Genomic DNA, 13,021 nt, shown 5'->3' with positions numbered 1-13,021 from the left:
GGGGATGGCCTCGTTCATGCCGACCTCGGCCCGCATCTGCGCGCGAGGCCCGCTGCCGTCGAGTGCCAGGATCGGATTCGACAGCTGCAGGTCGATGCGGTTGCGACGCTCCTGGGTGTCGCCTCCGCGCAGGGCATAGAAGACGTTCATCGGATCGTCGAGTCGATAGCCGGTGAGGGAGAGCACGGACTCGTCCACCACGGCCACCGCAACCTCACCGCTCGTGACGGGTCTGCCGCTGGCGTCGACCACGCGTACCTCGACGGCGGTCTCACTGCCCGGTCGAAGGGCCCGGTCACGGGGGAGGGCTGCCAGCTTCAACGCTCGGCTGAGCGGGGGAACGGGCAGGGTGAGCGACCCGAGGGCAAAGGCAGGGCGCTTGCTCAGGCGCGAGTCGGGGCGCCCCTTGTCGTCGAGACGCTCGCTCGCTCCGACCACCTCGACGCCAATCTCGAGATTGGGAACGTATGACGCGTCGATGGGCACGTCGAGGGTTGCGCTGCTCTCCCTGGTGTCGAAGGCGCGCGTCTCGATGAGTCCGGAGCGCGAGAGGCTCAGGGTGCCGTGGCCGCCGGGGAAGGGGGCTTGCACGAGGATGTGGGCGACGTCGCCGGGTTGATAGCTCTTCTTGTCCGGAACGAGGATCAGGCGTTCGGCGGAGACCTCACGGCTCGGCATGGTCTTGCCGCCACTCACCCAGAACATGATCTCGCTCTGGTTGGCCCGTCCCTCCGGGTCGGCGATGGTGGCGCGGATGCGCCAGGTGCCTCCTTCGGTGGGATGGAGCGTGACTCTGGTGGGAGTGCTGCCGGAGGTGACGGTTGTCTCCTCGGTCTTGCCTGGGGTCTGTTCGTAGCGCCCGTTCTTCCAGGTATAGTCGAGTTGCTCGGAGTGAATGCGAACCGTGCTCCCTGGGACGATCCTGCCGTCGATGTCGGTGACGATGACATCGAGATCGATCGGGTCGCCGGGGTTGCCGAACAGCTTGTCTCGCTTCAGCCCTACGTAGTGACGGGCCGGGTGCACCAGCACCGACGCTGATGCCGACCAGGCCTGGCGGTTCACGTCGGTTACCGTGGCCTCGGCCTTCACGTTCGAGGGCCCCGGTGGCGTGACTCCGTCGAAGTCGATGCGAAGCCCGTGGCGCCCTCCGGCATCGGTGCGAGAGGCGTGCGCGACGCTGCGGCTCGGGCTCTCGCTCGAGCCGCCCCACCAGAACCAGGGCACCCAGGTGCCAAAGCTGTACTCCGAGTGACCAGGGGGAGCGTAGAAGCCCGGCGTTGAGGTCACGAGCCATCGCACGGGCGCATCCGGCAGCGCACCGCCGGCGTAGTACTTCGCCTCCGCGCTGACGTTTGCGTGGCCCCCGATGACGAAAGTGCCTTGCGAGGCGGTTGCGGAGACCTCGAACTCTGGGCGACGGAACTCTTCCACAGCAAACGGGTGCGTCGTGGTGGCGCCGTCCATCGCCGAGACACCGGTGCTGAGCGTGAGCGTGGCCTGTCCGAGGTTGGTGGCGTCGGGAAGGGTGAAGGCCCCGTCGAAGCCACCCAGGGCTCCCACGCGTACGTCTCCCTTGGCGACTTCATTGCCCCGGCTGTCGCTCACCGAGTAGCGCACCGACCTCACCAGGTCGGTGACGCCGGCCACGTCTCCTTTCGGACCCGGGCCGAGCTGGCGCAGCCAGCCCTTGAAGTGTACCTGTTCCTTCGGCTTGTAGATGCCGCGGTCGTCGAACACGAACCACTTCAGCGTGGGGCGCCGCGTGCCTCGTCTCCACCCTTCTCCGCTGCTCCACCAGTACTGGCTCTCCGGCAGCACCGCCACATCGTCGCCTTTGCGGGCCACGAGAACCCGATGCGCGGCCGCGGCCGCGGGGAGATCGAAGGTGGCGAGCCCGGATGCGTCGGTGGCGCCTCGGGTGGTGGACTGGGTGAGGGTGGTCTCCACGCCTTCGAGCGGTCGACCGTCAGTGAGCGAGGTGGCCGAGACCGTCATGCGCTGGCTGTCGTTCACCGCGTCGAGCCCGATGCGGGACGACAGCACCCAGGCGGTGAGGTAGCGACGCTCCCAGTGGTTGACCGGCTGGGTCTCGGGCTCCACGAGCACCACGACGCTGCCCAGCCCACCGCTCATGGCGGGCCGCAGGTCGAGGTCGGTCTCGGTGAGGGCGTCCGGCTCCCCCTTCGTCTCCACCATCTGGTCTGACACCAGGCTCCCTGGTGGCGTGGGGAAGGTCTCATCGTGCTGCTTCGTCATGTACGTGGCAAACGACGGCCAGTCTTCCGGCTTCACGCGGTAGAGCCTGACGCGCAGGCGCGGGTGGTTGACGCTGTAGACCGCGTAGGTCGGTGGCGCGAACGGGTCTGCGAGGATGAAGCTGCCGCTGGGCCCGGCAAGGGCTGGGCGGGCAGAGCCGACGTGAATGGCGATGGGTTTGTCCGGGGGCGTCAGGTTCTGGCCGAAGGTATCGCGCATGCGCGGGTCGAGCGTCACCGTGTAGGTGGTGCGGCCCTTCGACGTACCTGAGATGCCGAGGTAGCGGCCGTTGGCCTCGATCTTCACGCCGGGCAGCGCAGGGGTCACCGTTACCATCGACGCGTTGAAGGTGCTCTCGTCGATGGGGTTCGTGAATCGGACGTGCCATGGAGAGAGGGGAGGGCACTCGCCCCCGTAGCCGCAGCCCGCCTCTTCCACCGCCATGGGGCCGTAGGTGCGCCAATCCGAGCGCTGCGGTGCATCGGTCTTGAGCGGCCCTTCGAGCGAGGGCGTGCCCGTGCCGACGGTCACGGTGACCTGGGTCGAAGTCGGGAAGGGATCGACGGCTTTGAACGCGACCCATCGGCCCGCCTGGGCACCGCGCTGCACTGCGCGGGCGCCGGGATCGGCGTCGATCTCGCTGGCGGTGGCCAGGCGCAGGGCCCCCTGCGGAGCGGTGGAGAGGGTGGCGAGCACGGCGTTGGGGTCGACCTTCTGGTCGAAGACGGCAATCATGACGGGGCTGCGCCCGTGCGGACCTCCCTGGGGGTAGCTCTCGGTGACGTGGGGAGCGGGGGTGCGGAAGGTCCAGCGCACCTCTTTCTCGAGCGCGTGCCCGGCAGCGTCTTTCGTGCCCGCGGGGACCACCGCGGTGAACTCGGTGGCCATGGGCATGCGGCCGGTGGGCTCGAAGACGAGGGTTCGGGTCCCCACCCAGCGCCACTTGCCGGCGGGCTGTGGGTTCAGCTGCAGCGGCACCGCGGCTGCGGCAAGGTCTTCGAGCGAGGTCACGCTCACCATGGGGTTCGAGAAGGTCACGCTGACGTTCGGGGCGAGGGCCACCGGTCCATAGGGCGCCTGTCGCAGCACGCGGAGCCCCCCATCTCCGGCGACCGATGGCGCGGATGCACTCGAGGCGAGCGGGAACGGCTGGGGGAGCGTCTTCCCTGGACGCGGCGCCGGGAGAGAGCCCGTGCGCATCTTGAAAGGAGCGGCATCGTCCGCCGAAGCGGGCAGGGGAGTGAGGGAAGCCAGCAGCCGTGATGCCTCGCTTGTCGACAAGGGGCGGTTCGGCGCGCCGGGGATGCGCTGTGTGAGCCCGCCCTTGCCATCGGCCGCGTCAGAGAGTCTGAACGACAGCCCCGTCGAGGAAGTTCCCTCGCCACGAATGACGGGCGGTCGCCCGGGTCGCGCGATGGCCACGGACACGGCAACAACGATCATCAGGGCGCACAGCGTCCACGGGGCGGAGCGCTTGGATGGAACTTTTTGCATGTTGCGGGCTCTCCTTTGGGTCTGACCTATTGCGGTGACGCACGTCTTGTGGCATAATCTTCCGAATCGATGCGCGCGTCAGCCTCTGGTGCGTGACCGGTTCAACCGTCTTGTCGTTCAGGCAGGCGATTTATTCCTCCCAGCGCCCACGCTTTTCACAGGAGCTTTGATGCGATTCCCTCTCGACTTCTCCATTGCCCAGGCCAGGTACATGTCCGCACAGCGCCGCAAGGGGCACAAGCGCTTCCCCACGGTTCTCATGCTCGAGCCGCTGTACACGTGCAACCTTGCCTGTCTCGGCTGTTCCATCGAGCGCCACACCGGCAAGCTCAAAGACCGCCTCTCGGTTGAGAAGTGCCTCGAAGCCGTCGAAGACGCAGGCGTTCCCATCGTCAGCATCTGTGGAGGCGAGCCGACCCTGTACCCTGAGCTGCCCGAGCTGGTGGGCGAGCTCATCCGCCGCGGCAAGTACATCATTCTCTGCACGAACGCCCTGCTGCTCGACAAGAAGGTCTTCGATGTCATTCCGCCGAGCCGCCAGCTGTTCATCAACGTGCACCTCGACGGCACCAAGGAGACCCACGACTACGTGTGCGACCGTGAGGGCGTCTTCGACAAGGCCATCGAGATGATTCGCGAGAGCAAGAAGCGGGGCTACCTCACCCTCACCAACACCACGGTGTTCAAGGAGACGAACATCGACGAGGTCGAGCGCCTCTGTGAGATGCTCAAGGATCTCCGGGTCGACGGCATGCTCATCTCGCCGGGCTATCACTATGAGAGCGTCGAACGCGACGTGTTCCTCACCCGCGACGAGATGCACAACCGCTTCAAGCGCGTCATGGCGCTCTCGAAGCGCTACAAGATCTCGGCCACCCCGGTGTTCCTCGAGTTCGCCGCCGGACTGCGTGAGCTCGCCTGCTCGCCATACTCGACGGTGAACTTCACCCCGCGAGGCTGGAAGGGCCCGTGCTATCTCATCGGCGACAAGTACTACGATGACTTCGAGACGTTCTGGACCGAGGTCGACTGGGCCTACTGGGAGTCGCGCAAGGACCGTCGCTGCCAGAACTGCAAGATGCACTCGGGCTTCGAGGCCAGTGCTGTGGAAGAGGCCCAGCGCAGCATCAAGAGCATGATCCAGCTGGCCGCCTGGCATCTCACCGGCTAGCATCACTTGCGCCACGCTGCACCCGCGTCGGCGCATCCGAACGGCAACAAACCGGCCACAACTGTCGCGCCCGCACCCGCTATACTGAAGTCAACCTGTATGAGTGAGGTTGGGATGTCTGCATTGACCGCAGTGGGTGCAAGCGTTCCGTCTGCCGGAGCGCGCTCGCGTTGCGCTGCCTCTTCCGCTGCTCCTCCGAAGGAGGTCTGCGAGGGGGTTGAGCGCTATGAGCGCAACCTTTCGCTCACGCCCGCGGAATCCCCCGAGGTTCACGGTCTGGTGTACGAGCAGTACGCCGACGGTCGTGTGACTGTTCTCAAGCACGCGCCGCACACCACCCCGGACATCCCGTCTACAGGCCCGGACATCCCCGCCGATGCGGTCAAGGACAATCGCGTCTTCATCTATGTCGATGGCATCCATCAAGATCTTGCGTGCCAGCACGACCAGATCCATCGCCTGCTGCAGGCGCCACGCAAAGACCCCAGCCAAGGGGTCAGCGCAGACCAGCCGGTGATCGGCATCCACGAGGCGGCAGGGGTCAACGCAGGAATCGACGGGACGCGCATCGCCCTCGACCTCGGCTGGCTGAAGGCGCTGCAGGGACACTTCCTGCCCATGTCCATCATCCGCACCGCCGCCTTCCGATCTGACATGGCCGTGAAATCGGTGCACGACGAGGTCAAGCAGTCGCTGGCGGCCGGACGTGATGTGCAGATCGCACTCCACAGCGGAGGCGGTGCCGAGACCGCACTCGCGCTGAACCTCATCGCGCGGGAAGACGGCGGTCGATGGAAGAACGTCATTCGTGACCACGTCCGCATCCTGGCCCTCGCACCCGCGGCGTCATTCAAGGACTTCGAAGTCGCTGGTGTGAAGAAGGACAGCATCTACTACACCGCCAGCCAGCACGACCCCGTCTATAAGCTGGCCCACGCCTACGTTCCGCCGTCGCAGATGGCGGTGCTCCTGGCGCGGTCTACCGCCGTGGGAGTTCACCTGCTCTTCAACCCCGACGTGGGTCCGGTGCACGCGCCGGACTACATCTTCTGGCGCAACATGAAGCCGGACGGGTCGCAGCCCATTCAGGCGTTCCTCGATGGCGGCGCGGGGAGCACGAACATCTTCGATTGATCTGCCCAGGTCTGCCACACCGCGGGGAAGAGCTGCCTTGCGGGCGTGGCCTGAAGGTGGTATGATACGGGGAACGCCGCTCGAGCAGACCTGTTGAGGAACCTTCCTATGCTAGGCTCAATCTCTGGCACATCGTCGCCTCACATGCGCGGTATCGCCTCGCCTCACGCGCGGGCGCCGCAAGAGGCGGCCCCCTCCGCTTCGGCGGTTGTGCGTGACCAGGTTGCCCTCTCCTCGTCGCGTCTCTCTTCGGCCGCCGACGCGTCCACCGACCGCCAGACACAGGTGCTGGGGTTGCGCAAACTGGCCCTGACCGCCATGATCGCCCTCGGCGGATTGAGCGCCGTGGTTGGTGCGACGCCTGCCCTGGCCGCAGAGCCGGTCATGACGGCCGTGACCTGGCAGGCATCGCCGTCAGCAGAGGAGCATCTGGCCCGCAAGGCGGGCCTGTCTTCACAGACCGTCGAGGCGTTGCGCCAGAACCCTGAGCTCCACAAGAAGGCCCTGGCCCTGCCGGGGAACTGCGCTGAGCTCTATGGCGGCTTGAACGGGCGCCAGCGAGACTACATCGCCAACATGCTCCGCGGCAAGACCCAGGTGCTCTTCCTGACGGTCGATAATCGCGAGGCGTTCGTCAAGGGCTCGGTCGCCGGACAAGACGCCTTCCCACACATGGCAGAGAAGATCGATGACGCGGTCAGTCAGGGGAGGCTCACGCGCCCTGAGGGTGATTCGCTGAAGACCTCCATCGGGGTGCTCAAGTCCCTCACCCCGGCGCAGCGAGACACGGTGGCCACGCTCATCCACCTCGATCGCCCCCTCAAGTAGGCACGGGCGAAGCGCCCCGTTCCCGCGCGCGCAATGGGGCGTTGACCCTGTGACGCCGGCATGTTCACATCGTGGAAACCTTTTCAGGATTCTTTCCGGTGTATCATGGCCACACGAGGTAGGGCCATACGAGGAGGCGGTCGTGGGTGCGCTCACGGCTGCTCGACACGGCCGAGCCATTGGACACGCGAAGGCGTGGCTCGGTTCCGCAGACAAACGCACAGGAGGAGCCCTCAATGATCACAACCCATCATCGCGTAGACAGCAGCAAGCGCCCTACTTCGTCCCGTGCCTCTGAGCCTGTTCCGGACAGCGGCGCCAAGGAGACCGACGTCTCCTACAACTCCCAAGATGCCGCGGTGATGAGCCCCTCCAGCACGCGCCTGAAGGTCGGTGACGGGGGTACCCTCGACAAGGCGAAGCTCTCACAGACCATTCAGAAGAAAGATGGCGCTTACGTCTACGAGCCGTCAGACAAGCGCTTCCACGCGGCTGTGTCGCTGGCAGCGGTGGGCAAGACCATCGACATGTTCGAGAGCGCCCTGGGCAAGCCCATCCAGTGGGCCTTTGGCACCGGCAAGCTCGGCATCGTGGCCGATGGCGGCGAAGACTTCAACGCCTACTACTCGCGCGATGACAAGAACCTCAACTTCTTCCACGGTACCGATCCGGTGACGAAGAAGACCGTCTTCTCCGCTGACTCGGGTGAGGTGGTATCTCACGAGGCGGGCCACGCGATTCTCGACGGGCTGCGTCCGGGCTACTTCTCGTCGTGGTCTCCTGACCCGGCGGGCTTCCACGAGTCGTTCGGCGACGTCATGGGCATGCTCACCAGCCTGCAGGATGAGCGCGTGCTCGACAAGGTCGTCGAGCAGACCGGCGGCGATCTGAAGAAGCCGAACGTTCTCTCCAACACGGGTGAAGAGCTCGGCATCGCCATCAACAACGTCACCCATCGCAACACCACTGGCGGCGACTACGTTCGCACCGCCATCAATGACTTCAAGTGGAAGGATCCTTCGACCCTTCCCGACGTGGGCGGCCCCAACGAGCTGGGCAGCGAGGCACACAGCTACTCGCGTCTGTGGACGGGCGCGGTCTATGATGTCCTCACCGGAATGGTGAAGGAGGGCATGGACGCTGGGCAAGACGCCAAGACGGCCCTTCGCAACGCGGGCACCGAGCTTCTCAAGATGACGGCCAATCTCTTCAAGACTGCGCCGCACGGTGACTTCACCTACCGCGAGATGGCCAAGTCGTATGTCGACGCCGAGAACAAGTACAACGGCGGCAAGCACAGCGACCTCGTCGTGAAGGTATTCACCGATCGCAACATCTTGCAGGCGGGAGACGCTGATAACCTGAAGTCGGAGGCGGGTGAAGCTTCGAGCAGCATCTTCAAGACCCAGGACGAGGCCACGCGTCTCGTGAAGGTCTCGCTCAGCGGTCCCCAGTATGGCATGTTCAGTGGGGCCGTGGTCGAGACGCCGGTTGACGCCGATGGTGCGCTCACCAAGGATGCTGAGGTCACCCAGCGCACGCGCGACAACATGCAGCGTCTGATCGAGTCGGGGCGCGTCAAGTATGCCGACCCGGGCCAGAAGCTGACCCAGAAGGACATGTTCGACGCCAGCGGTCGCCCGTACATGGGTGTGGTGCGCTGGATTGACGGTCAGATGACCATCGAGCGGACCAAGATCGCCACCTGATCTGTAGCAGGGATCGAGCGCGAGGAGCCTGTACGTTCAGCAGAATGGCAGGCTCTTCGTCTTTCCGTGCGTTCGTGGCGGGGGTGGTGCTGGCGGTTCTCGTGGGAACCTGGCTGCGAACGTGTGGTCTGTCGAGCAGCGGTCTCTGGATGGACGAGGGCTTCACCCAGGTGGTGGCCCAGGCGCCGCTCGGCGACATCGGCGAGGCCACCGTGCAGCTTGAGCGCACGCCTCCCTTCTACTATGCGGCGGTGCATCTCGCCCTGTCGTGGGGTGACAGTGAGACGGCGCTCCGCGCGCCCTCGGCGGTCTTCGGGGTACTTGCGGTTGTCGCTGCCGCCTGGCTCGGCGTCGTCGCCTTCGGCCGTCGGGAGGGGGGGCTTGCCGCGCTGCTGCTGGCGGTCTCATCGCTGCACGTCCTGATGAGCCGTGAGGCGCGCGCGTATACCGCGGCGGCCTTCTTCGTCACGATCTCCACGGGGCTCTGGCTTCGCGAGCTGCGCACCCCCGGCGCGCGCGAGAATCGCGTTCTCTACGTGGGCGCGTCGGTTCTCGGCGCCTACACCCACTATCTCTGTCTCGCGTGCACTGCCTTGCAGCTGCTCTGCGGGCTCGCGCCGCGCGGGCTCGACGGTCGCACGCCTGTGACCCGCGCGATCGTCGTGCAACGGCTTGTCGTGGCTGGCGCGGTCTTCATCTTGTTCGCACCCTGGCTCTCCACGATGCTGGCGCAGGTCGTTCGCAGATCGGATGCGCTGGTTCCCGTTTTCCACGGGGTGGCTGACGCGGCATCGCTGCGAGATACGATGGCGGTTCAGATGGCCGGATACTCGTTGAATGTGAGCGCCATGTGGCAGTGGGATGCCCTGGCACTGGGTGCTGGGTGCGTTGTTCTGCTGCCCTGGGTCGTGGGCAGAGATCTCCGGGCTGCCTTTCTTGCGGTGGTCTGCGGCGGAACGGTGCTGCTGCTGCTGGGGAGCTCGGCGCTCTTGGGGCTGGGCATCACCCATCCGCGCTATCTGGTCGTGATCTCACCGCTGTTCTGGGTTCTTGCGTCACGTCTCATCTTCGTCGTCGCCTCTCGGGGGTGGCGACTGCTCAGCTTCACCCTGGCGTGCGCGCTGCTGACGTTGAATCTCGTCTCGAGCGTGAACCTGATCGCGTTTGAAGAATGGTGGAACCAGGACTGGCGCGGGGCTGTCGCGCTCGTCTCTCGCCTCGGGCACTCGACTGATGTGGTGCTCGTGGAGCCGGGCTATGCCCAGCCGGTGGTCGATCGCTACTGGCGCGCGTCTGCCGTGCACGCGCGATACGCCGCCGTCACGGCGCCTGTCGCTTCGGCCCTCCAGCCACGTGACCTGCCCGCAAACGCACGCATCTGGCTGCTTGATGGGGGGGCGACCATGGTCGATCCGACCGGCAGGGTCGCGCGCATGCTGGCCAGCGACCGCGCGCTGCTGCTGCGATGGGAGGCCTGGCGCAGAAACCCTTCGCTGTGCGTTCGCGCCTCGCTCTACGGCGAGGCCGCGCCTTCTTCGGCCGCGCCCCGCTGATCGGTCACGCCCGGCACCGTTCGGGGGAGTCGAACCGATCAGCGTGACGGGGGCCAGATCACCTTGCCCTTCGTGTCGACCCAACCCAGGCGATCGACGTCGCGCACCTGACCGAGGCCTGCGAAGAAGGGTTGCGCAGATGTGTAGGCAGGCGCGATCACAAGGGTGCCTCGGTGGTCGGCATATCCCCAGAGATCGCCCACGCGCACCGCCACGAGACCGTCACGGAAACCCCCTTCCACCTGATCGAAGCGAGGTGCCACGGTCATCTGTCCGGAGGGGTTGATGAATCCCCAGCGCCCCCCTTGTGCAACGGCGGCCAGCCCTTCGCTGAAGTCTTGCGCGGCCTCGAAGCGAGGTTCGATGGCCCACGTGCCTGCGGGAGTGAGGAATCCGTAGAGCCCGCCCTTGCGCACCGCCGCAACCCCCTCAGAGAAGGAGCGCGCGCTCTCGAGCTGCGCGGGGATGACGATCCTGCCGGTGCGGTCGATGTACCCTGCCTTGCGCGCCACGCTGACCGTTGCTCGTCCTTCACGAAAGGGACCGGCGAAGTCGAACTCAGGGCGGATCACCACCCTTCCGGTCTTGTCGATGAAGCCGTGCCTGCCGTATCGCGTGACCCGCGCCAGCCCTTCGCTGAACTCATCGGCATCGTCGTAGGTCGCGGGCACGACGCAACGTCCGCTGCGATCGATGTAGCCGCATCTGCGGTTGTCATCACGTACGGCAGCCAGGCCTTCCGCGAACGGCCAGGCCTGGGCGTGAGCCGGGGCGATGACGAGTGCGCCGGATGCGTCGACGTACCCGCATCTGCCGTTGACGCGCACGAGCCCCAGGCCTTCACGAAAGGAAAGCGCGTGGTCGAACCGAGGGGCGATCACAGGGTGTCCATGGCGGTCGATGTATCCCCACCGCTTGTCGTTCACGACAGGGAACAGCGGAGCATCGTCCGCGCGGGCCCGAAGGGCCGCGCTCGTTACGATGAGGGCGGTCAAGCAGACGAGAAGCAACCTGCGCATGGGGAGGGAGGCTTTCGGCCATGCGGGCGGTTCTCCTGGGCCTGCCATCGTGCGTGGCAGGTGTGAGGTGAAAGGGCGGCGGGGAGGGGAGGGTCGGGCTGTGGCGGAAGGTCTGCACATGTCTTTCTCATTCAGCCAACCTGGCGGTCGCGCCTTTGTCCCGGACGGGAGTGACGTCGACGTCGCGCTCGCGCGCACGACCCACCTCGCCATCGGCGCGCATGCCGACGATGTGGAGTTCATGGCGTGGTGGCCCATCCACCAGTGCGCGTCTCGAGACGATCTCTGGCTGACCGCCGTTGTGGTGGCCGATGGCCGCGGCAGCCCGCGGTCGGGGCCCTACGCGGGGACCTCTGACACCCAGATGCGTGACATCCGCTTCGGCGAGCAGTGCGAGGCGGCGCGTCTGGGGCGTTACAGCGCCGTGCTCTGCCTCGATCACGCCAGTGAGGCCATCCGTGCCAGGCCCGCCGATGCGGGCGCCAGGGGCTTGCGCGCGGAGCTGTCGGCTGTCGTGGGCGCCTGCGGCGCGCGAGAGATCTATACCCACAGCCTCGCAGATCGCCATGACACCCACGCCGCGCTCGCGGTGGCCGTGGTCGACGCGATCTGCGCCCTGCCTGAGGCACAGCGTCCTCAGCGTCTCTACGGAGGAGAGGTCTGGGGAGCGCTCGACTGGCTGTGCGAGAGCGACAAGACGGTCTTCGACGTCTCTGACGCCGAGACGCTGATGGGGTCGCTGATGGGGGTCTTCGCTTCGCAGCTCGAGGGGGGCAAGCGCTACGATCTTGCCACCCTGGGCCGAAAGCGCGCGAACGCCACCTACCTGCATCCCAGAGAGGTCGATCGGGCGGCGGCCCTCGACTACGCCCTCGACATGACACCCCTTGTGAGAGAACCGTCTCTCGACCCACGCGCGTTCGTGCGCGCCTGCATCCAGCGCTTCCAGGCAGAGGTGGAAGCGCGTCTCGAGAGGTTCTGCTGATGGAGGTTGTCATTCTTGCCGATGACGCGGCGGTTTCGCGTCTCGCGGCCGCGACCGTGAGCCAGCTCGTTTGTTCCCGTCCAGACGCGGTTCTCGGTCTCGCCACGGGCTCGACGCCGCGGGGGATGTATGCCGAGATGGTGCGCCTCCACCGCGAGGGGCGTCTCGACCTCTCGCAGACGACCACGTTCAACCTCGACGAGTACGTGGGGCTGTCGCCGTCCGATCCGACCTCGTACCACGCCTACATGCGAGAGGCGCTCTTCGATCACGTGCCGGTGCGGCGCTGGCACGTTCCTGACGGCCTGGCCGCCGACATCCCCGCGGCCTGCGCCGCGTACGAGCGCGAGATCGTGGCGGCCGGCGGCATCGACTGCCAGGTTCTCGGCCTGGGGCACGATGGGCACATCGGCTTCAACGAGCCCACGTCGTCCCTTGGCTCGCGCACGCGCATCAAGACCCTCGCTCCGGAGACGGTGGAGGCGAACCGCCGCTTCTTCGAGGGCCGCGAGGTGCCGAGGCACGTCATCACCATGGGCATCGGCACCATCCTCGAGAGCCGCCACTGCCTGGTTCTCGCGCTGGGTGAAGCGAAGGCGTCGGCCGTCGCGGCCATGGTCGAGGGCCCGATCACGGCGATGTGCCCCGCGTCTGCGCTGCAGATGCACGCGCGGGTCACGGTGGTGCTCGACGAGGCCGCCGCCTCGCGGCTGTCGATGCGCGACTATTACCGCAGCGTCTATCAGAGCAAGCCGGAGTGGCAGAGAGTCGAGGTCGATGCGCTGTGAGCAACAACGCACGCGCGGGTGGGATTCCAGAAGGTCTCACCGTGAGCTATTCGGGGATTCGGGGCATCGTGGGCGAGTCGC

General features: G+C 66.3%; 9 protein-coding genes and 1 pseudogene. 7 read left to right on the top strand and 3 right to left on the bottom strand.

The window, feature by feature from the left end; all coding sequences use genetic code 11:
• A partial coding sequence (locus EB084_09510; GenBank protein ID NDD28485.1) for a hypothetical protein occupies window positions 1-3,702 on the bottom strand: 3,702 nt, incomplete at its 3' end.
• A 220-nt stretch (window positions 3,703-3,922) separates the two neighbouring features.
• On the opposite strand from EB084_09510, the gene hpnH reads away from it, so the two are divergent.
• From hpnH to EB084_09485, 5 genes are all read left to right on the top strand, one after another.
• Complete coding sequence (hpnH, locus tag EB084_09505; protein NDD28484.1) at window positions 3,923-4,924, top strand: adenosyl-hopene transferase HpnH; 1,002 nt, start codon at window positions 3,923-3,925, stop codon at window positions 4,922-4,924.
• A 279-nt stretch (window positions 4,925-5,203) separates the two neighbouring features.
• Window positions 5,204-6,058 carry a hypothetical protein gene (locus EB084_09500; protein NDD28483.1) on the top strand — a complete coding sequence of 285 codons (855 nt, stop codon included), beginning with the start codon at window positions 5,204-5,206 and terminating at the stop codon, window positions 6,056-6,058.
• 210 nt (window positions 6,059-6,268) lie between these two features.
• A complete protein-coding gene (locus EB084_09495; protein NDD28482.1) occupies window positions 6,269-6,886 on the top strand; it encodes a hypothetical protein in 618 nt (205 codons plus the stop codon).
• A gap of 236 nt (window positions 6,887-7,122) precedes the next feature.
• On the top strand, window positions 7,123-8,595 hold the full coding sequence (locus EB084_09490; protein NDD28481.1) for a hypothetical protein: 1,473 nt from the start codon (window positions 7,123-7,125) through the stop codon (window positions 8,593-8,595).
• Between the two features lie 44 nt (window positions 8,596-8,639).
• A complete protein-coding gene (locus tag EB084_09485) occupies window positions 8,640-10,148 on the top strand; it encodes a hypothetical protein (GenBank protein NDD28480.1) in 1,509 nt (502 codons plus the stop codon).
• 38 nt (window positions 10,149-10,186) lie between these two features.
• Here EB084_09485 and EB084_09480 read toward each other — a convergent pair whose 3' ends face one another.
• Both EB084_09480 and EB084_09475 read right to left on the bottom strand, forming a co-directional pair.
• Entirely contained in the window at window positions 10,187-10,777 is a 591-nt protein-coding gene (locus tag EB084_09480; protein NDD28479.1) for a WG repeat-containing protein, read from the bottom strand.
• Between the two features lie 180 nt (window positions 10,778-10,957).
• A pseudogene (locus EB084_09475) lies at window positions 10,958-11,410 on the bottom strand (WG repeat-containing protein).
• Here EB084_09475 and EB084_09470 point away from each other — a divergent pair.
• Window positions 11,286-12,152, top strand: a complete 867-nt coding sequence (locus EB084_09470) for a PIG-L family deacetylase (protein ID NDD28478.1) — start codon at window positions 11,286-11,288, stop codon at window positions 12,150-12,152. The pseudogene EB084_09475 and the gene EB084_09470 overlap by 125 nt on opposite strands.
• Complete coding sequence (gene nagB, locus EB084_09465) at window positions 12,152-12,940, top strand: glucosamine-6-phosphate deaminase (protein ID NDD28477.1); 789 nt, start codon at window positions 12,152-12,154, stop codon at window positions 12,938-12,940. The genes EB084_09470 and nagB overlap by 1 nt, the downstream gene beginning before the upstream one ends.
• The last annotated feature ends 81 nt before the right edge of the window (window positions 12,941-13,021 follow it).

The sequence above is a fragment of the Pseudomonadota bacterium genome (genome assembly GCA_010028905.1).
GTDB lineage: Bacteria > Vulcanimicrobiota > Xenobia > RGZZ01 > RGZZ01 > RGZZ01.
The sequence above is the reverse complement of the archived record's forward strand: the minus strand, read 5'-3'. Positions and strand labels throughout refer to the sequence as shown.